The 18,933-nt window shown below is 67.1% G+C and carries 25 protein-coding genes and 1 tRNA gene; 19 read left to right on the top strand and 7 right to left on the bottom strand.

Going from position 1 to position 18,933, the window contains the following annotated elements; genetic code table 11:
- Nucleotides 1–5 precede the first annotated feature (5 nt).
- The 14 genes from ROSELON_RS02795 (at nt 6) to ROSELON_RS02855 (ending at nt 9,150) form a co-directional block, all read left to right on the top strand.
- A complete protein-coding gene (locus ROSELON_RS02795) occupies nt 6–248 on the top strand; it encodes a helix-turn-helix domain-containing protein (RefSeq protein ID WP_025310929.1) in 243 nt (80 codons plus the stop codon).
- A 3-nt stretch (nt 249–251) separates the two neighbouring features.
- Entirely contained in the window at nt 252–2,648 is a 2,397-nt protein-coding gene (locus ROSELON_RS17310) for a DUF5906 domain-containing protein (protein ID WP_025310930.1), read from the top strand.
- 653 nt (nt 2,649–3,301) lie between these two features.
- Nucleotides 3,302–3,814 (top strand): hypothetical protein, encoded by a 513-nt coding sequence (locus ROSELON_RS02805; RefSeq protein ID WP_025310931.1) that lies wholly within the window; start codon nt 3,302–3,304, stop codon nt 3,812–3,814.
- Nucleotides 3,811–4,278 (top strand): hypothetical protein, encoded by a 468-nt coding sequence (locus tag ROSELON_RS02810; RefSeq protein ID WP_025310932.1) that lies wholly within the window; start codon nt 3,811–3,813, stop codon nt 4,276–4,278. The genes ROSELON_RS02805 and ROSELON_RS02810 overlap by 4 nt, the downstream gene beginning before the upstream one ends.
- Nucleotides 4,278–4,961 (top strand): hypothetical protein, encoded by a 684-nt coding sequence (locus tag ROSELON_RS02815; RefSeq protein ID WP_025310933.1) that lies wholly within the window; start codon nt 4,278–4,280, stop codon nt 4,959–4,961. The genes ROSELON_RS02810 and ROSELON_RS02815 overlap by 1 nt, the downstream gene beginning before the upstream one ends.
- Nucleotides 4,954–5,250, top strand: a complete 297-nt coding sequence (locus tag ROSELON_RS02820; protein ID WP_156945739.1) for a hypothetical protein — start codon at nt 4,954–4,956, stop codon at nt 5,248–5,250. Before ROSELON_RS02815 ends, ROSELON_RS02820 begins: the two co-directional genes overlap by 8 nt.
- 180 nt (nt 5,251–5,430) lie before the next feature.
- Nucleotides 5,431–5,592: a hypothetical protein gene (locus ROSELON_RS18055; protein ID WP_156945742.1), complete on the top strand. Its 162-nt coding sequence runs from the start codon at nt 5,431–5,433 to the stop codon at nt 5,590–5,592.
- Nucleotides 5,585–5,953: a hypothetical protein gene (locus ROSELON_RS02825; protein WP_025310935.1), complete on the top strand. Its 369-nt coding sequence runs from the start codon at nt 5,585–5,587 to the stop codon at nt 5,951–5,953. The genes ROSELON_RS18055 and ROSELON_RS02825 overlap by 8 nt, the downstream gene beginning before the upstream one ends.
- Before the next feature lie 35 nt (nt 5,954–5,988).
- The gene (locus ROSELON_RS02830) at nt 5,989–6,702 is read left to right on the top strand and encodes a hypothetical protein (protein ID WP_025310936.1); all 714 of its coding nucleotides are present in this window, start codon (nt 5,989–5,991) and stop codon (nt 6,700–6,702) included.
- A gap of 180 nt (nt 6,703–6,882) precedes the next feature.
- Entirely contained in the window at nt 6,883–7,545 is a 663-nt protein-coding gene (locus tag ROSELON_RS02835; protein ID WP_025310937.1) for a hypothetical protein, read from the top strand.
- Nucleotides 7,542–8,003 carry a hypothetical protein gene (locus tag ROSELON_RS02840; protein ID WP_025310938.1) on the top strand — a complete coding sequence of 154 codons (462 nt, stop codon included), beginning with the start codon at nt 7,542–7,544 and terminating at the stop codon, nt 8,001–8,003. Before ROSELON_RS02835 ends, ROSELON_RS02840 begins: the two co-directional genes overlap by 4 nt.
- Before the next feature lie 3 nt (nt 8,004–8,006).
- Nucleotides 8,007–8,360, top strand: a complete 354-nt coding sequence (locus tag ROSELON_RS18605) for a spike base protein, RCAP_Rcc01079 family (RefSeq protein WP_025310939.1) — start codon at nt 8,007–8,009, stop codon at nt 8,358–8,360.
- A gap of 189 nt (nt 8,361–8,549) precedes the next feature.
- Nucleotides 8,550–8,864, top strand: coding sequence for a hypothetical protein (locus ROSELON_RS02850; protein WP_025310940.1), 315 nt, complete (start codon nt 8,550–8,552; stop codon nt 8,862–8,864).
- Between the two features lie 25 nt (nt 8,865–8,889).
- Complete coding sequence (locus ROSELON_RS02855) at nt 8,890–9,150, top strand: hypothetical protein (protein WP_025310941.1); 261 nt, start codon at nt 8,890–8,892, stop codon at nt 9,148–9,150.
- Nucleotides 9,151–9,483: 333 nt separating this feature from the next.
- Here ROSELON_RS02855 and ROSELON_RS02865 read toward each other — a convergent pair whose 3' ends face one another.
- On the bottom strand, nt 9,484–9,780 hold the full coding sequence (locus ROSELON_RS02865; RefSeq protein ID WP_025310943.1) for a hypothetical protein: 297 nt from the start codon (nt 9,778–9,780) through the stop codon (nt 9,484–9,486).
- Between the two features lie 226 nt (nt 9,781–10,006).
- On the opposite strand from ROSELON_RS02865, the gene ROSELON_RS18065 reads away from it, so the two are divergent.
- The 3 genes from ROSELON_RS18065 to ROSELON_RS02875 all read left to right on the top strand — a co-directional run bounded on the left by ROSELON_RS18065 (nt 10,007) and on the right by ROSELON_RS02875 (nt 11,788).
- Nucleotides 10,007–10,144, top strand: a complete 138-nt coding sequence (locus ROSELON_RS18065; protein ID WP_156945745.1) for a hypothetical protein — start codon at nt 10,007–10,009, stop codon at nt 10,142–10,144.
- A gap of 79 nt (nt 10,145–10,223) precedes the next feature.
- Nucleotides 10,224–10,538 (top strand): hypothetical protein, encoded by a 315-nt coding sequence (locus tag ROSELON_RS02870; RefSeq protein ID WP_025310944.1) that lies wholly within the window; start codon nt 10,224–10,226, stop codon nt 10,536–10,538.
- A 152-nt stretch (nt 10,539–10,690) separates the two neighbouring features.
- Nucleotides 10,691–11,788, top strand: coding sequence for a DNA cytosine methyltransferase (locus ROSELON_RS02875; protein WP_038650100.1), 1,098 nt, complete (start codon nt 10,691–10,693; stop codon nt 11,786–11,788).
- Here the strand turns inward: ROSELON_RS02875 and ROSELON_RS02880 are convergent.
- Entirely contained in the window at nt 11,773–12,720 is a 948-nt protein-coding gene (locus ROSELON_RS02880) for a hypothetical protein (protein WP_025310946.1), read from the bottom strand. The two genes, ROSELON_RS02875 and ROSELON_RS02880, sit on opposite strands and share 16 nt — an antisense overlap.
- A 63-nt stretch (nt 12,721–12,783) precedes the next feature.
- Between ROSELON_RS02880 and ROSELON_RS02885 the strand changes: the two genes are divergently transcribed.
- A complete protein-coding gene (locus ROSELON_RS02885; protein WP_025310947.1) occupies nt 12,784–13,197 on the top strand; it encodes a very short patch repair endonuclease in 414 nt (137 codons plus the stop codon).
- 109 nt (nt 13,198–13,306) lie between these two features.
- Here ROSELON_RS02885 and ROSELON_RS02890 read toward each other — a convergent pair.
- From ROSELON_RS02890 to ROSELON_RS02910, 5 genes are all read right to left on the bottom strand, one after another.
- A tRNA-Met gene (locus ROSELON_RS02890) sits at nt 13,307–13,383 on the bottom strand.
- A gap of 113 nt (nt 13,384–13,496) precedes the next feature.
- Nucleotides 13,497–14,129 (bottom strand): 2-dehydro-3-deoxy-6-phosphogalactonate aldolase, encoded by a 633-nt coding sequence (locus tag ROSELON_RS02895; RefSeq protein ID WP_025310948.1) that lies wholly within the window; start codon nt 14,127–14,129, stop codon nt 13,497–13,499.
- A complete protein-coding gene (locus tag ROSELON_RS02900; RefSeq protein WP_025310949.1) occupies nt 14,126–15,031 on the bottom strand; it encodes a 2-dehydro-3-deoxygalactonokinase in 906 nt (301 codons plus the stop codon). Before ROSELON_RS02900 ends, ROSELON_RS02895 begins: the two co-directional genes overlap by 4 nt.
- 75 nt (nt 15,032–15,106) lie before the next feature.
- Nucleotides 15,107–15,496: a Cu(I)-responsive transcriptional regulator gene (cueR, locus tag ROSELON_RS02905; protein ID WP_025310950.1), complete on the bottom strand. Its 390-nt coding sequence runs from the start codon at nt 15,494–15,496 to the stop codon at nt 15,107–15,109.
- Complete coding sequence (locus ROSELON_RS02910) at nt 15,493–17,907, bottom strand: heavy metal translocating P-type ATPase (protein WP_025310951.1); 2,415 nt, start codon at nt 17,905–17,907, stop codon at nt 15,493–15,495. Before ROSELON_RS02910 ends, cueR begins: the two co-directional genes overlap by 4 nt.
- Nucleotides 17,908–18,079: 172 nt before the next feature.
- On the opposite strand from ROSELON_RS02910, the gene ROSELON_RS02915 reads away from it, so the two are divergent.
- A complete protein-coding gene (locus ROSELON_RS02915; protein ID WP_025310952.1) occupies nt 18,080–18,928 on the top strand; it encodes a Stf0 family sulfotransferase in 849 nt (282 codons plus the stop codon).
- Nucleotides 18,929–18,933 lie beyond the last annotated feature (5 nt).

Consider the following 18,933-nt stretch of genomic DNA (forward strand, 5'->3'; position numbering starts at 1 on the left):
AGCGCATGTCCTGTGAAGACAATACCAAACCCGCCGTCCCGGCAGTACCCTCGTTCGCCCCAGGGCCCGACCTGCTGACCCCCGCCGAGGTCGCCACGATGACGGGCCACACCCTGAACACCCTGGCGCAGTATCGATCGCGCAGGCTGAAGGGCTGGGACGCCCTCGGGCCCGACTTCGTGAAGGTCGGCCGGGAGGCCTACTACCCGCGCTCGTCGGTCGAGGCCTACCTCACGAAGCGGGGCTGACTGATGGCTGAGGAAGTGAGGACGAGTCCTGCCGAGCTCGCCGGATACGCCGCCGACGCACGTTGGGAGCTCATACCGCTGCATCACTACACCAAGGTCGAGCAGGTCAAGGGCAAGCCGCGTAATCGCGGCAAGAGCCCGATGCACTCCGACTGGACCAAGAAGCCCTACGCCTCCTTCGATGGTCGGAAGCACATGGAGGGCGGGTACAACGTCGGCGTCAGGCTCAAGCCGGACCAGCTCGTCGTGGACGTGGACCCGCGCGGCTTCCCCGAGGGCGAGGACCTGACGACCGACAACCCGTTCCGCCGGCTCTGCGAGGACGTCGGCCTGGACGTCGACCAGTACCCCAGGGTCGAGACGGGCAGCGGCGGCCTGCACCTCTACATGGCCAAGCCCGCGGACGTACCGGTCAGGGATAGCCTGAACGACCAGTATCCCGGCGTCGAGTTCAAGTCGTTCGGCCGCCAGGTCGTCTCCGCCGGCTCCATCCACCCGGACACGTTCCGCACGTACGAGTGGGATTTTCTGTTCCCGTCCCTCGCCGACGGGGTCCGTGCCGCCCCCGCGGCCCTCGTCGACCTGATCGCGCGCCGGCTACCCGACGACTATCGTGAGACCAAGGCCGGGAAGCTCACCGCCGAACAGCTGGCGGAGATGCTGGACGCCCTGGACCCCGAGGACTTCCGCGTCCAGGGCGAGTGGCTGCACCTCATGATGGCCTGCCACCACGCCACGGCCGGTGACGGGCGCCAGGAGTTCATCGACTGGTCCACCCAGGACCCCGAGTACGCCGACCATGGGACCCTGATCGGTCTCCGCTGGGACAGCCTCCATGCGGACGGCGACGGCGCCAAGGTGACCTACCGGACGCTCTACCGGGCCCTCCGCAGACGGGGTCACGGCGAGGTCATCCCGGAGGACTACGACGACGACCTGTTCGACGAGCCTGTGGACTTCCCGGAGCCGGGGGACGACGACGCACGGGACGGTGGCGGCCGCAACCGCGTGCTCGCCAGGCTCAACGCCGAGTACCTGACGATCACCAAGGACGGCGGCTACTCCGTCGGCCGGCGGCAGCGGAACGTCGAGACGGGGCACGCGGAGATCAAGTTCTTCACCGAGATCGCCATGCGTAAGGAGATGGACCGCAGGAAGATCGAGGTGCCCGACGAGAAGCACGGCGGCCTCAAGCGGATCGGGGAGGGCGACTTCTGGCTCGACCACCCGAGGCGCCGACACTACCGGCACGTCACCTGGAACCCCGACCCCTCGTTCAAGGAGCGCGAGACCCTCAACATCTTCCGGGGCTTCGGCGTGCAGCCGGACGCGACGATGGACTGGGACGCGCTCCGCGTCATGATCCGGGACGTCATCTGCGGGGGCGTCGAGGGGCACTACGACTACGTGACGAGGTGGGTGGCCGCGATGGTGCAGCGGCCACACGAGCCTGCGGGCGTCGTCCTGAACCTGCAGGGGCCGCACAACTCCGGCAAGGGCACCCTCGGGCGGGCGATCACCGGCCTCGTCGCGCCGCACGGCGTCCACATCTTGGACGGGGAGCAGCTCACCGGAAAGTTCAACCAGCACCTCGCCCAGTGCGTGGCCCTGTTCGTCGACGAGGCCTTCTGGAGCGGGGACGTCAAGGCGCAGAACAAGCTGAAGGGGCTCATCACCGAGCCTACCTTCATGTGCGAACCGAAGGGCGTGGACGCCTTCCCGGTCGGCAACCGTCTGCACGTGGTCTCGGCGACGAACAACGACTGGTCCGCGCCGACCAACTCGGACGACACGCGCTGGGCGGTGTTCTCCCCGACCAAGGACGCGAGGGACCGCTTCAAGGCCGAGGTCGGCTTCGGCCGCATCCTGCGAGGACAGGGGCTCCTGAGGCAGGACGTCCTCTCCGGCTGGATGGCGCACCTGCTGACCGTCGACGTAGATGGCTGGAGGGCCGACCAGGGCATCCCGCAGACCAGCGCGTTGAGGGCGCAGTTCCTGCACACGGCGCGGCGCGACCCGCTGGTCAAGTGGTGGGAGGGCATCCTCCAGGACGGTGGCCCCGGAAGCGAGCGGATCAGCGGCTGGCCCGACGGTGATGGAGAGGTTGGGCCTGCGATGAAGAAAGACCTTGAGGACCACCTGGAGGACGCGTTCCGCCGGATGCAGCACAGGCCGTCGCCCCTCAGCAAGGCGCAGATCGCGAAGTGGCTCAACGACACCTTCGGCTATTCGGTGGACGGGAACGTCGGCTCCGGGAGGGAGAGACGCCGCGGCTGGAGGCTCCCTCCGCTCGACAAGGCGCGTTCAGACTTCGCGAACATGGTGGGCATCCTGCCCGAGGAGATGACGTGGCAGCCCTTCGAGACCCAGGGGGAGGTCCTCGGTTTCGATGAGGATTGAAGCCTTCAGTCAGTAACTTCACACAGGCGTGCAGCAGGCTGAGTAGCCTGAGTAAGTCGGCATTTCTCACTTACTCAGGGGGAAATCGACGTAAAGCCTTGTTCCGTAACGCTAAAAACGCCCCCTGAGTAAGTGAGTAGCCTGAGTAGCTTCGGAACGATTTCGTGGTACACGGCGTGCTCTTTTTTCGTCTTATCGTCGAGCATCCGTTTCGGGCCAGAAAAAGAACTGCATATATTTTATCTGATTTTTTTACTTACTCAACTTACTCACTTACTCAAGGGAGAAAAAAGGATAACCGAAACAATGCTCTATTGGCTTTACCCCCTGAGTAAGTGACTTTTGGTAGGCTACTCAGAGCTACTCACTTCCCACCCTGGGAGGCTAGGACCACCTCACCCCCGCGTGAGCCAATCGCGCGCCTGCGTGAGATTGCTGGCGTACGAGGAACCCTCCGTCCGACATCTTGACCTCGAACAGCGACGAGCGAGCCGCCCGGAAAACTCCGACGACCCCCGTCTGACCAGCCGAAAGGAGCCCTCTCTGACAATCAATCAGGGAGCCAGACGGCTGGAAGGGCAATCGGGTCAGGGGCTTGAGGGAGACTCGGTCTCGTCGAGCACAGCGTGGAAAACAGTAGAGGAGGTCCAGGGATGGCCGAATGCATCAAGAGGGGGTGGGGCGTTGGCCTGCCGACGGACACGGTCTTCCTGTCCTGCTCGCGGGCGAAGATGAGGCGCCGGGCGGACGGGTCCCGCGACGTGCGACCCGAGTTGCGGGACGTGGCGGAACGGCTGCAAGCGGGCGCCTCGCACATCTTCTCGAAGGTGCTGCGCATCCACGACGATGACGAGTGGCTCGAGGTCCACTGGGCGAAGGAGCCGCTCAACCGTGATCGGGTGCTGGCCGAGTTCACCGTCCGATCGGTCGAACGTCGGATAGTGAAGGTGCTCCACCGCCTGGACCCGCCGGGGTCGCTGGACGGTGACATGAACGGCGCCCTCTCAGGACCCGTCGCGCCGCTGAGTGACGCTGGGTACGTGACCCTCTGGAGCTGGCGCGACCGGCCGAACGACAGCGCCTGGGACAAAGAGGGCTACTGGGAGATCGACGGCACATACGTCCCGGACGAGCGGCTAGACGACGACGAGGGGGTGGCACGATGAGCGAGTTCCTCCCCACGCCTCCCAACGGCCGGCCGTCCCTCCGCCCGATGAACCTCGCCGTCGCCCGCATGTGGGTCGCCAGCTACAACAGGGCCGTCGAGCGGGTGCACGAGCGGTGCCGTGCCAACGAGTCCGACGGGCTGCCCCTGGACTGGCGGCCGAACGGGACGATCGTCTGGGACAGCACGGCGCCGAGGTCCTGCCTGGTCTTCACCCTGCCGGACGCCGACGTCGGGGCCGGCTACATATGTCCCGTGAGGCGGTTCAAGCCACTGGGCAAGATACCCATCCGGCTGGGGTCCCGGTACGCCATCGAGGGCTGGCCGCCCGCGCAGTGCTACGGACACCGGCCCTTCGACCTGGAGGCCCTCGGCGTGAAGTGGGCCGGTTGGCGTGTGCCCCGCGGCCGGTGGGACGGCGTCGAGCCCGAGCCTCTGGACTTCCAGATCAAGGAGTTCCTCTGATGACCGTCATGCGGATGAACAGGATCAAGCCGGCGCCCGACCCGCGCAAGCCGAGCCGGATGGCCCCGGCGCTGGCCGAGGTGTACGGCGAGAAGGGCCGGGAGTTCCTGAGCCACCTCAGGCAGTTCGGGCAGGTGACCTATGCGGCCAACATGACCGGCCTGACCCGTCGGACCTTCTACGACCGCCGCGCGAAGAACAGGGAGTTCCGAGAGGCCTGGGACGATGCCCTGGCCAGCTTCGAGGAGGAGCTGACCCAGCGCGTGGTCCAGACGGCGATGGAGATGGGGACCGGCAGGTGGGTGCCCGTGATCGACCCCGAGACGGGGGAGCCGGTGCTGGACGCGGACTTCGAGGTGGTGCACCGCTTCGAGACCGGACATGTGGATAGTCGCATATTGACCAAGCTGCTGTCCCTGCGCATGAGCTCGGCCGACGGCCCGTCCCAGACGAACGTGACCGTGAACTCGCAGACGAACGTCCACGCTCCTCCGGCCCGACCGCGCCTGGTCCGTCCCGAGCCGGACGACGTCGTCCGGTCGTCCACCGGGTCCGTACGGCGGCCCCTGGGCACCGTGAACGCCTCGGGAGCACGAGACGACGCCATAGACGCCGAGGTGCTTCACGGAGCTCCTGAGGACGACCGGACGACGTCGTCCGGTCCGGGACGCGACGATGACTGACTGGCCCGAGGTGCAGGTGTGCATCATCCGACCCTGCGGGACCGTCACCCTCCCCGTCGAGGACGGCGGGACGATCACCTGTCGGTCGGCGGTGGGGCACCTGGACACGCCCGAGACCGGCCTCATCGCCGAGATGAGGGCCCGCCGCGAGCCGACCCCCTGGCGGTCGGTGGACCTGAGGGACGCCGCGCTCGTCGAGATCGACAGGCGTGAGGACCTCGACCTGGACGACGGGACCAGGGAGGCCCTCCGGCGGCACGTCCTGGCCACCCCCTACTACGAGGACTGAGCCGTACGGGGGGCCGCCCTGTGCCCCGCCCTGTGCCCGTCCTCGTCGAACGGCCCTAAGCCACTGATCCGGCTCGGTCCGTCGGGCCGGCTCCCACTGATTGAATATCAGTCGTTGGCTTACGACGGGACCCCGTTGCGGCATCCTGCGTCGTGAACCCTCAAGCTCAGGAGAAGCCCAATGCAAGACACACCGATGCGCGTGGTGACACGCGAGCGCCAAGACCTCGCGGAGATGGAGCGGGCCTTCGACGAGGCCGAACGCCGGCAGGAGGAGAGGTTCGACCTGATCCGACGCAAGCGCGCCCGCCTCCAGGAGATGGGGGTCGACCTGGGTGAGTGAGCCCGACTATCCGCCCCTGCCGCGCCATACGTTCCACGCGACGCAGCGCGAGGCCGACGCGCTGGTGACCGAGGCGATCCAGGACGACCGTTTCGCCCCGTTGCCCGGCCTGCCGCCTGCCTGCAACTCCGCCAGGATCATCGTGGGCATGTGGTACGTCTCGGGCACGCTGTCCCTGCCGAGGGGGTGGGTGCGGTCCGTCATGCTGGCGATGAGGGCAGTCAACGCCCCGCACCCTTCGGGCAAGGTGTTGAGATGGTATCGCTCGAAGCTCCGTGACAGCCCGGCCTACTTCGCCGGGATGCGCGGGCTCGACCGCGGGCTCCTGGCACAGATCGAACAGGACGTCGACGTGGGCTGAGCAATGAGGGGCTCGCGCGGCCGCTCCTCCACGCCATGATCGTTTCCATGAGACAGGTATCGACATTAGAGGAGCTGCTCCCGCTTGTTCGGGACGCAAAGACCGCCCGCGACTTCGGCGCGGCGGTGATCGAGCACGTGCCGACCAAGCCACGGGGCCTCAAGAGGCGGCTAGCCCTCGAGGCGCGGGACGCGCTCGGTCGGCCGTGGTCGGATGGCACCGTTGGGCAATGGCTGGCCCCGGGCTTACACACAGACGAAACCAAGCAGGCAAGACGCAAGGCAAGCCGAAAGTCACAGGGTCAATACTACAAGAAGAACCCTGAGGCCGTCAGGGCAAAGAACCGCCGCTGGGTGGTCAAAAACAAAGAATACTTCAACGAATACGACAAAAACCGCCGCGCCGAGGACCCAGCCTTTGCTCTCGCTCGCAACACCCGCCGTCACATCAACAACGCCCTCCGCGCCGCCGTCGGCGAACCCGGCAAGGCCCGGCCGTCCCTGGAGCTCTTGGGCTGCTCCGCGGAGGAGTATCGCACCTACCTGGAGGGGCTCTGGGAGCCGGGCATGTCCTGGGAGAACCGCGGCGAGTGGCACGTCGACCACGTCCGCCCGCTGGCCAGCTTCGACCTGTCCGACCCCGGCCAGCAGGCGCAGGCGTTCCATTTCAGCAACACCCGGCCGCTCTGGGCCGGGGACAACCTGTCCAAGGGCAGCCTGCACGACGGCGTCCGGCATCGGCACCGCTAACCTGCGTTCGTCGCCCGACGCTCACACGCTGGTCCCCCGCACCGATCCGACGCGGCAAGCTGCGATCGTGTCCGGTCGTTTCATGGTCTCCTTCTCCGTCCGGCACACGGCGGTCGGTCCGACCTCGCCGGTCCACGGGGGCCGACCGCCGACCCGACACGCGGAGACAGAGGAATGCCAATGAAGACTCAGGAAGACATACAGACGCGCATCGGTGACTTACGCCAGGAGCGCGAGAGGCTGACCGGCGAGCTGGAGAAGGCCCGCGTCGAGGAGCGCGACGCACTGATCGCGGGGAAGAAGCCGGGGAGCACCTCGGCCGCGATCATCGCCCGCATGGGCACCGTGGACGAGGCCCTGGCCGAGCTGAACGACCGCCTGGCCGCGACGCAGGCCAGCGCGCAGCGCAACGAGCGCCGCAAGCGTGCCGAGGCCGCCCTGCACAAGAACTCGGAGCGCGCGAAGCTGGCCGAGCAGGTCGACCGGGCACTCGTCGCCCTGTCAGAGGCGTGGCCCGCGTACGTGGAGGCGCTCCGTAGGGACCTCGGGGCGACGTCCGCTGCCGGCGGGGACCTGACGGCCGTCGAGCGCGGACTGACCAGCAAGCGCCTGGCCGAACCGCTGGTCAAGGCGCTGATCCACGCCGGCGGCGGGACCCTGGCACGCGCCCTCGGGATCGAGACCCCGATCAAGGACCGGCACAGCCTGTCCCTGGCGGCGGCGGAAGAAAGAGTCGCCGCCTCGTTGCGAGCGGAACTGCTCCGCGTCCGCGCCACGTCCCCCCAGGCCCACGTGGCCCGCGAGGCTCAGCAGGAACTGGAGAAGATGGAGAAGTCGGCATGACCAAGGACGGTGAGAGACACTCGCAGGAGCTCGCGACGCTGGAGCAGCGCAGGAAGGAGCTCGAGGACGCACTGATGCGGCTGGCCCGCGACGAGGCCGACGCCGAGGAGATCATGGAGTTGACCTCGATTGTCGAGCAGCTCGAAGGACAGGTCGCGACAGCGCGCGCGGCCGCAAACAAGGAGAAGACGATGACGAAGAACGGACCGGCGAAATCGCCCGCCGACCTGGAGAAGGCGCTGGCCGCCAACCGCCGGTCGGCCGAGCGGCAACTAGACGACCTGGCCAAGAGCATGATGGAACCCGGCGAGACCTTCGAGAAGGCCTACTCGCGCGCCATCGACTCAGAGATGGGCCGCGCCATGCTCCGCACCCTGGACGACGCGACCGCGCTCCAGACCGGACAGCCGACCGAGGCCGACCTCGACACCGCACGCAAGAACCTGATGGAGGGCTGATCGATGACACTTCCGGCCAACCCGACCCTCGGGTCCCTCGCCCGCGTCCGCTCCGAGGCGCTGCTCAACCGCGGCCGCCAGGCCGACGAGGTCCGGGCCCAGCGGCAGGAGACCGAGATCACCGGGACCACCGTGCCCGCCGAGGCCATGCGCGGTGTCACGCCCAATGATGCGGCCGACCTACCCGACGGCCCGTGCCGTGCGCTTTTCGTGGGCGGTGCGGGCACGGTGGTCTGCAACGACCTGACCGACACCGAGGTGACACTGGTCTGTGGCGCCGGTCAGATCATCCCCGGCTGGGTCACCCGCGTGAAGGCGACCGGCACCGACGCCACGAACGTCGTCGCGATGTACTGACCACCGGGCGTATTCGCCCGGCAAGGCCCGTGCCTCTCTCTAGAGGCGCGGGCTTTTTCCTTTCCGGGGGTGTTGCGTGAAACCCGCCGGGGCAGTTCTCAAATTTTTCGAAGTGTTTCAGTCAGTCGCCGATCCTTCCTTCACGCCCCCGATCAGGAGGCGTCACCGCAACCGAGAAGGAGAGACGCAATGTCGCTGAAGATCGAACACGTCGACGAGGTCCGCCTCACGTTCACCATGCCGAGGGGGGACCTCGCCGTGTTTCCCACCGACGACGGCAGCGAACCGAGCCGGGACGACTACCTGGAGGAGATGCTGCACCACATCGTGCTGAACCACGGCCGTCGGCTGCGCGGCGCCATCTTCGAACCGCTGATGGAGGGGATGCTCGAACCCGGCGAGGACGTCATCGACCACGCACTGGTGCAGGAGCTCCGCCACGGCTTCGAGGGCGCCCTGCGCGCACGCCTCTCCACCGGACGTCCACGTCCGGTTGCCGCCTGAACCAGGAACGGAAGGAGACAAGGGAATGCAGTACACCAATGATGGAAAGTTCCGCGTCGAGGTCACGCTCGACGTGGGCGACCTGGCCGTGGCCTACGAGATGAACGGTCTCGGCGACCTGACCGAGGCCGAGGTCGTCGAGGCGGCGGCGGTGGTCAAGATACTGGAACGCATCGGTCGGCGGATGAACCCGTGCGAGGTGTTCGAGCAGATCGTCGGCAACCCGAACGTCGAGGGTCCCCGAGCTGGACATCCTACGCGTAGCGGCCTGATCCCTGACCGCTGATGCTCTGGAGACAAAAAGGGGCGGGCACTAGAACGCCCGCCCCTTGCATGGTATCGGCTCAGCGCACGACCCCTCGCAGTGGTACAGTGGCGGCTCGGGCCGCCCTGGCGGGATCATGATCCCGCTCAATCATAACGGGGCCGCCGCGGGCCTCACCGCCCACGACCATCTTCCTGTCAAGGTGATCGTCCACCGCCCGCCGGAGGCGGGACAGCTCCTCTGGGTCGAGGATCGCCGCCAAGGCTAGGGCGGTGGGGCCGTCACAGACGACCTCGGCGGCCACGGCAGACCAGTTGCCGTTGCGAAACTGCTCCGCAAGCTGCTGCGCCCGGTTCACGCCGCGACCCTCCTCTTGACCGCGACGGCACCCTCACGGGGCGCTGGCAGCCAGCGGACCATCGTCTGCCTGCGGTCGATGACGCCGACCGCCGTCCCGACGAAGAACGCGGGACTGCAGTCGCGCCCGAGGTCGTCGCGGACGGGACAACCGATGCGATGGACGGTGACCCGAACCGGATGGCCGACCACCCGCGTGAGTTCCCTTGCATGGTCGAGGGCCTGAGACTGCGCCTCGGCCAGTTCGTCGACCGTGTGGAAGATGGCGTCATGGATGGTAATGCGGAAATGCATGTTCTTCGTCTCCTCTGAAAATGGGCCGCCTGAGCGGGGGCCGTGGAGACGATGCTGTCGTGGACAGTGGGTGTCGTACGCGGAGAAGCCACTGTGCTTCAACGACAATTCTCTTCTCGCCGAAGCAATGTGTGATTGGAGGGGGCGCTCCCTGCGGGCCTAACCCACGACACAGTGGGGGTCATGGAGCGGGCGAAGATCGCCTGCACGGAGAAGGAGACCGGCCATGGCCAAGAACACCTACGTCGCCACCGCCCCCGACGGCTCGCAGCACACCCGCAAGACCGACAGGACCTACACCCCACGCCGTCCTGCTCGAAGGCAAGGAGGAATGGAGGGCGGTCGGCTTCTGCGGCCGTCCTGACCTCGCACACAAGAAGCAGATCGAGCACCCCGGCTCGATCGTGGTCGAGTGTGGCATCCTCGGTGACCGTGCGGCTGATATGCCCAAGGCCGAGGCCACCGAGAACGCCGAACCGGCCGCCCCGGCTGCTGATGACGCGCCCGAGCGCGAGCAGACTGTGGACGAGAAGATCGCAGCGGCGAAGGTCCACGGCCCTGAGCCGAGGCGGACCATCGGCTCGCTGGTACAAGAGCTGCTGATGGACCCCGACCTCGGCTACCAAGAGATTGTGGATCAGGTCCTCGCCGAGTTCCCAGCCGCCAACACCAGCGTCCGCAGCGTGGCGAGCGTGGCCGCCGTCATGCGCAAGAAGGGGACGGATGTGCCGATGCGGCGGAAGCCCCGCAAGGGCTGACCCGCAACGCCATTTAGGCCCCTGAGGGCGTCGTCGGGCCCCCGGCAGCGCCCTTCCGCTATTTTGGCGTTCCGTTCTGACCCTCTACCCGATATGGTGTCCGAAGATACCCGCGACGAGAACGCAGGGAGAACGACCACGGACGGAGAGACATGAGGACGAGCATTGAGTCATTTTGCGGGGCGGGAGGCATGGCCCTTGGACTGAGGGACGCCGGCTTCGACGTTAGGCTGGCCTTCGACGTCGAGGAGGCCCACGTCAAGACCTACAATCACAACCTCGGAGACCACGCCCGAGCGATAGACGCTAGCCAGACGACGGGCGCGGAGCTGCTGGAACTGGCGGGCCTTGAGCCCGGAGAGCTGGACCTGTTTTCCGGTGGTCCACCCTGCCAGGGTTTCTCCAAGCAGCGTCGTGGCGCCGCAGCGCTGGACGACCCCCGGAACCGCCTCGTTCTCGACTTTGCCCGCCTCACGAACGAGATGATGCCTCGGGCCTTCCTGTTCGAGAACGTCGCGATCTTCGGACAGAAGCGCGGCGCGAAGCTGATTGAGGAGATGGAGGACATTCTGGTGGACTACCACGTCCACTGCTTCCAGGTCTGTGCCTCGGACTTCGGGCTGCCGCAGACACGCAGCCGTTTCATGATGATCGGGTTAAGGCGGGACGCGACACCACTGAGCCCAGTCCTAGAACACGCCGAGCGGAGGGTGACGGTTCGGGACACCATCGGAGACCTGCCGCCGCCCCCGGACGATTACAGCGAGCACCCTGACATCCCGAACCACCAAAAGTGCAAGATCACGAAGCTGAACGAGGAGCGGTTCTCCCACGTACCTCAGGGCGGCGGGTGGCAGGACATACCCTGGGACCTCCGGTTGCCCTGCCACCAGGTGACCGACGTGAGGAAGGGCGGCTGGCCCGACGTCTACGGGCGTCTCATGTGGGAGGGCCAGTGCCCGACCATCACGGTCGGCTTCGACAGCTTCACCCGCGGTCGCTACGGGCACCCCGAGCAGAACCGCGCCATCACTCCGCGGGAGGCGGCCCGGATGCAGGGCTTTCCCGACGACTTCCGCTTCCTCGGAAACAGGATGGACGTTCGGACGCAGGTCGGCAACGCCGTGCCGCCGCCTCTCGCCCGTGCCGCCGGCCTCGCGATCATCCGCGCGCTGGACCGCGTCAACGAGAGGGTCACCGGGACCAGAGCCGTCCGTGAGCTAGGGCGTCAGTCTCAGCTCGCGCTCTGAGCGTCGAGGTGGGCCTCCACGTCGTCGAACAGGCGGTGCAGGGGCTTCACGTCTATGACGGCGCCGAGATCAGGCCGGGCGTATCGCACCGGAATGTCGCAGTAGTAGAGGCCGTTCAGGCTGGCCAGGTGCTTCTGGAACAGGGCGACCGTGCCGGGGACGCAAATCTGCTTGACCGTGCCCGAGCTGTCGTCCCGCTGGACCTCGCTCATGCACGCCAGGAAGCTGGCGAACCTGCCCGGATAGGCGGAGTCGAGGATGCGCTGGTGCGCGAACGGCTGGACGATGCGCTCGCGGGTCGTGATCTTGAGGGGTATGACCGCGCCCCGATCGGTCTCGGGGTCGGCGAGCACGAGGTCCGTGGACACCGAGTCTCCCTGCAGGGCTGCGACGGTCTCCTCGTCCGCGTCCGGGTCCATCTCGACCATCTCGTCGACCACGTCGTCGACCGGGATGGCCTTGATGGGTATGTGCTTCGTCATGGCGAGCCTCGGGAAGCGGACGCGGGCCGCCGAGCCGATCAGCACCTCGAAGAAGGTCCCCGGGGTCTTGCGGCTCTTGGGCTTCCAGACGTCGTAGCAGAGGCAGAAGGCCGTGACCGTCGTGTAGACGACGCGGTCGAAGCGGTCGGGGTCGCCGTTGGTCCTGCGGCGCATGTCGCCCACGAAGGCGTCGGCCTCCCTCGCGAACTCGGCCGGGTCCTGGATGAACAGGTCCGGGCGGTAGGGGCGGCTTAGCGCGCCGGCGTCCTCGGCTACCCAGTACTCGATCTGCGGAGGACCAGCGAACAGGCCGAAGCGCCTGAACGTGGCATGGGTGTGGAGGGTCGCGAGGCACGTTCCCCCGAGTGCGAGGGCGTCGCCGAGCGCGTCGTCTCCGCGGTCATACTTCTTCTTCGCGGCGGCGAACGACTTTGCGACGTTGGTAATCAAGTGCCTCTCCTGTAACTGATTCCCTGCAAGGAGAGCAGCACGGCAGAGGAGAGGCAAGCCGAAGTGGACGTGTTCGACGAGGAGACGCGCAGCCGGGTCATGGCCAGCGTGCGCGGCCGGGACACCAAGCCCGAGATGGCGGTCCGCCGATACCTTCACGCCAGAGGGCTGCGCTTCCGGCTCCACCGCAGGGACCTGCCCGGAAGGCCGGACCTCGTGTTCCCCTCCCGCCGCGTCGCCGTGTTCGTCCACGGCTGCTTCTGGCACCAGCGCCCCGGCTGCAGGCGGGCCAAGCTGCCTCGGACGCGGGCGGACTTCTGGCGGCGGAAGCTGGAGGGCAACGTCGAGAGGGACGCGGCCGCGCTGGCGGAGCTGGAGGCCGGTGGCTGGACAGCGCTGGTAGTGTGGGAGTGCGAGGTCGGCCCTGAGGCGCTGGAGGCCCTATACGAGCGGATCGTCGGGTCGCCCATGGTGTGATAGGAACGGTGCCCAGAACGCTCCCCGAACGTCCAGACTGTGCTAATACGGTACTCGAACGAGCAGGCCCGGACATCTCGATCCTAAGGCCTTGATATTTAAGGATAATTGGTAGCGGAGGAGGGACTTGAACCCCCGACACGCGGATTATGATTCCGCTGCTCTAACCAACTGAGCTACTCCGCCAAACCGCGGTGCGGAGTATGCCAAGCGGTCTGCCTCGTCAACAGGAAAAATGCGGCGCAGGGCCCAGGTGTCCCACCGCAGCATGCCGGAGCTTTACGCCGATAAATGGTGGGTCATGGCCCTTGATACCTGGCCACTTCGGCCATGGCGGCATCATAGGCCGCGACGACATGGCGGGCGCGTTCGGCGACCTCGGCGGCCGGCAGACCGGGCGAGAAGAGCGCGCCACCCACGCCGAAGCCGTCAGCGCCCGCGGCCAGCCATGCCGCGAAATTGGACGCTCCCGCGCCGCCGAACGCGAAGATCCGGGTCCGTTTGGGCAGCACGACCCGAAGCGCGGCAAGCGCAGAAGGCCCTAGGTGATCGGCCGGAAAAAGCTTCAGACCATCGGCACCGCAGGCAAGGGCGCGAAAAGCCTCGGTCGGGGTGAAGACGCCCGGCCAGCTTTGGAGCCCGAGGCGTTTGGTTTCGGCCACGATCGCCGGGTCGAGATGCGGCGACAGGACGAGCCTGCCGCCCGCATCGGCCACCTCGCGGACTTCGTCCGTCGCCGTGACGGTTCCCGCCCCGACCAGCACATGATCGCCCATCGCCTGCGCCATGGCGGAAATGCTGTCCAGTGGCCTTGGGGAATTCAACGGAACCTCGATCCGGTCGATCCCGGCCTCCAGCAGCACCTCGGCGACAGCCACGGCCTCGTCCGGCGTGATGCCACGCAACACGGCAATGATCGAACGCGATGTCATGGGCCGGGCTCCTGTATCGCGGCATGGTATCGTGTCAGCCCGACCTGGGTCAGCAATCCTGCCTCCAGACACAAGGGCGACACCCCCTGCCCCCGCAAAGCGCTGGCATAAAGCGCAACCAGGTCCTGAGCACCCGCGATGGCGACGGCCTGGCCCAACCAGTAGGGCCGCGTCGCCGCCAGTTCGGCCCCGATCAGCAGGCCGGCCAGCCGCCCACGCGCCGCCTCGGGCGAAAGGCCGTGGAGCAGATGGGCGGCGCGCAGCGAAAACAATCGCTGCGCCAAGCGTTCGGGCCGCGACAGGGTCTCGGTCACGGCTTCGCCGTAGGCCGCCATGTCCATCCGGGGTGCGGCCACCGCGTCCCGCAAACTGTCACCCAGGGACAGGTCTTGAAACAACTCGCCGGTTAGGGATGTCTGAAAGCTGACGACCTCTTCGGCCGAGACATGAACCCAGCAGGTCCGCAGACCGAGCAAGCACATAACCCCGTCGAAGGACGGGTTGGCGGCCAGAAACCCAGCGATGCGCGTCTCGTCGCCCGTCATCAGGTCGGCGGGTTCGGCCTGGCTCAGTCCGGGGATGCGCCATAGACGCAGACGCGGGTCGGAACAGGCCGTTGCCACGGGCAACAGGTCCAGCGGCTTTGCCGGCACCGCGACGACGGGCAGCGCCGGCCACGCGCCATCCGCGCTGCCCAACCCCGCGCCGATCACCGGGATCTGTGCCTGACCCAACCACGGGTCCAGCAAGGCGATCAGCGCCTCTTCAACCCCGCTATCCCCGGTCAAGGCGGTATCGGCCTGCGCCCGAACGGTCCCCTCGCCCGCCATGGCCCAGGCACACAGGCGCCTGTCGCGGTACGCGACGGCGATCCAATCGGCATAGGTGCTTTCGGCGCTCATCCTGGCTGCATCCCCGTCGCGGCGCGGTTCGGTCCCCCTCATGGCTGGCATGGCTGGGTGCCGCTGGCAACCGGGCTATGCATCCGCGGCCAGGTCGCGCAGGATCGGGCAGTCGGGCCGCTGGTCACCGGCGCAGCGCTCCACAAGCTCGGCGAGTGTGCTGCGCATCTCGGCCAGTTCCGCCATCTTGGCGTCGATTTCATCCAGATGCTTGCGCGCAACCGCCTTGACATCGGCACTGGCGCGGCTGCGATCCTGCCACAACCCCAGCAGGACGCGGCAATCCTCGATGGAAAAGCCAAGGCCACGCGCACGGCCCAGAAACGCCAGCTTGTGCAGATGCGCCTCGCTGAACCGCCGGTAGCCGTTGCATGCCCGATCCGGCGTGATCAGGCCGATATCCTCGTAGTAGCGGATCGTCTTGGCCGGAAGGCCAGTCCGCTGCGCAACTTGACCGATATTCATGGGCGCACCTCCATGCGGCGCAGACGCACGGCATTGCCGACGACCAGAACGGAACTGGCCGCCATAGCCCCCGCCGCCAGCATCGGGTTCAGGAAGGGGCCGCCGAACAGGGCCAGCACCCCGGCCGCAACGGGGATCAGGGCCACATTGTACCCGAAAGCCCAGAAAAGGTTCTGGGCGATATTGCGCATTGTGCGCCGGCTGACCTCGAACGCGGCCACGACGCCACTCGGTGCGCCCGAGGCCAGGACGACCTGGGCCGCTTCCATCGCGATATCGGTACCCGTTCCCAGCGCGATGCCCACGTCGGCGGCGGCGAGGACAGGCGCATCATTGATGCCATCGCCCACGAAGGCGACCTTTAGGCCCCTGGCGCGCCAGTGCTCGAGCGCGGCGCGCTTGTCGGCAGGTGTGCATTCGGCGCGGTAGGTCGTCACGCCGAGGCGCTCGGCGACGGCCGCGACCGGGCCCGTGCCATCGCCCGACAGGACCGCCACCTCCACGCCGCGCGCCATCAGGTTGGCAACGGCTGTTTCGGCGTCAGGCTTGAGCGGGTCGCTCAGCGCCAGACACCCAAGGTACAGAGCCCCCCGCGCAAGGTGAACCTGGGTCGCACCGGGCGCGACATCATCGGGAACCGCGACACCCTGCGAGGACAGGAAGGCGCGCGAACCAAGGCGCAGCGTTTCACCGTCCAGCGTGGCGATGACGCCCGCACCGGGGTGGCTTTCGAACCCCTCCACATCCGGAGCGTGCAAGCCGCGCGATCCGGCCTCGGCCACGATCGCGCGGGCCAGCGGATGCTCCGAGCCGCGTTCCAGCGCGGCGGCCAGACGCAGCAGGTCCTCGGCCGAGATATCACGGCTCGGGTGGATCCCCGTGACCGCCGGTTTGCCCTCGGTCAGGGTGCCGGTTTTGTCGAATGCCACCAGATCAACACGGCTCAAACCCTGCAGGGCGTCGCCGCGCCGAAACAGCACCCCCAGTTCCGCCGCGCGGCCTGTGCCGACCAGAACCGAAACCGGCGTGGCCAGACCCATGGCGCAGGGGCAGGCGATGATGAGGACCGATACCGCAACCACCACGGCCTGCGCGACATCTCCGGCTAGCACGGACCATGCCAGCGCCGCCACGCTGGCGATGACCAGAACGATGGGCACGAACACACCCGTGACGCGGTTGATCAGCGACTGAATGGGCAGGCGCGTGGCCTGCGCGTCCTCGACCATGGCGACGATCCGCGCCAGAACGGTGTCGCCGCCCACGGCGGTGGCCCGATACGCCAGCAGGCCATTTCCATTGATGGTGCCCGCGGTGACGGGGTCGCCCTGCCCCTTGGCGACGGGCAGCGGTTCGCCGGTCAGCATCGCCTCGTCCACATGCGATGCGCCGGACAGGACCACCCCGTCCACGGCCACCCGCGCGCCGGGCCGCAGGCGCAGAACGTCGCCCGGTTGGACATGCTCCATCGGCACCTCGACCTCGGTGCCATCGGGCGAGACCCTGAGCGCGGTATCTGGCGTCAGCGCCATCAACCCCTCGATGGCCGCGCCCGCAGCGCCACGCGCCCGAGCCTCCAGCCAACGCCCCAGCAGGATCAGGGTGACGATGACGGCCGCCGCCTCGAAATAGACGTGGCGCCCGGTTTCGGGAACAAGGCCGGGCGCAAAGGTGACCAGGCTGGACCAAGCCCAGGCCGTGCCGGCCCCCAGCACCACAAGGCTGTTCATCTCGGGGGCGCCCCGCAAAAGGGCCGGCACACCGCGTTGGAAAAAGACGTGCCCGGGCCCGATCAGCACCGCCGTGGTCAGCAGGAATTGCACCACCCGCAAGGGCGTCATGCCAAGCGTGTCCATCTGCCAGCGATGAAAGGCTGGAATGATGTGGCCGCCCATCTCGGAAATGAACACCGGCAGCGTAAGGGCCAGCGCCACAAGAAACGCACGGTTATAGGGGCGTGCGTCATCCCCGCCCTGCGGCGTGGGCGCCGTGACGCTGTCCAACGGGGTAAGCGGATAGCCCGCCGCCTGCATCCGTGCGCGTAGCTGCGCGATATCCAGATCGTCACTGCCCGTCACCTCGGCCCGCCGGGAGGCGAGGTTGACCTGCGCCGTCTCGACCCCCGGCACCGCGGACAGGGCAGTCTCGGCACGGGAAACACAACTGCCGCAGCTCAGGTTGTCGACGGCAAATCGCAGAACGCGCGGCGCATCGAGCGGGGTCACCGGGTAGCCGGCCCGCGCCATCGCGACGCGGACCGCGTCGGCATCGAACCCGCGCCCTCGGGTCACCTCGGCCCGTTTCGTCACCAGATTGACCTGCGCGGCGGCCACGCCCGGTATCGCGGACAAGGCCGCCTCGGCGCGCGAGACGCAGCCACCGCAGTGGAGATTGTCGACAGAATAGCGCATCGGGGATGAAGCCGACATTCGGGACCGTTCCTTGACCAGGGGTGTTACAAGACTCGCACATAAGGCTTCCAGTGATGGGAAGGTCAAGGGCACCCCACCGCCCCGTACGGATCCGACCCACTGGCCAGCCCGGCGCGGATATGAAATAGCAGGCGGCGGGGTCCGTTGTCACATGGGGGAACAGGTGGGCGGCACGATCGAAGACTACTTCACCCGTTCACAGGAAAACCCTGCGCGGCGGGAAAAGATTCAGGCGCGCCCCCTGCCGACCAGGAAACTGGTGATCTATTTCACACCCAGGTCCGGCAGTTCCTGGCTGACCGACCTGATCGGGCAGAGCCGACATCTGGGCGCGGGCAACGAGGTGTTCAACCCGAATTTCACCCCGCAGATCGCAAACGGAATCCAGGCGCTGGGGCGCGACGATTACATCCTTCAGGTACAGAAATGGTTCTGTAGCCCCAACGGCGTTTTCAGTTTCGAGGTCACGGCCCACCAACTGGGCCGGCTTTTCCCCGATCCCACCCCGTTCATGGACACGTTCAACGATGCAAGTTGCGTTCCCCTGTGGCTGATCCGGCGTGATATCGTCGCCCAAGGCGTCTCGCTGGCCAAGATGGTGCGGACGAAGATCGCCCACTCACCGGAAACCGACGGGCAGGACGACCGGAAACTGGATTCCGGGTTCGATTACGACGCCGATGAGATCAAGCGCTGGATCACCCATATTCTGAATGCCGAACGCCGCAACGAGGCGCTGTTTCAAGACTACGGCATCGCGCCGTTCCGCCTGTGTTACGAAGACATGATGCATGCCGGGCCCGAGGCTGTGCGGCGCCGGCTGGCCGAGCTGGCCCAGTTGCGCGACCCCGGCTGGCCCGAGCTGACGCTCAGGCACGAAAAACTCGGAACCTCGCAGAACCGTGCCTATGCCGACCGTTTCCGCAAGGATCGCGCCGACCTCGTGGCCAAGATCGAGGCGGAACGCGCGCCGATGCTGGCGCGCCTGCAGGCGATCTGACGCGG

Origin of the sequence: Roseibacterium elongatum DSM 19469, from assembly GCF_000590925.1 — a bacterium.
Classification (GTDB): domain Bacteria; phylum Pseudomonadota; class Alphaproteobacteria; order Rhodobacterales; family Rhodobacteraceae; genus Roseibacterium; species Roseibacterium elongatum.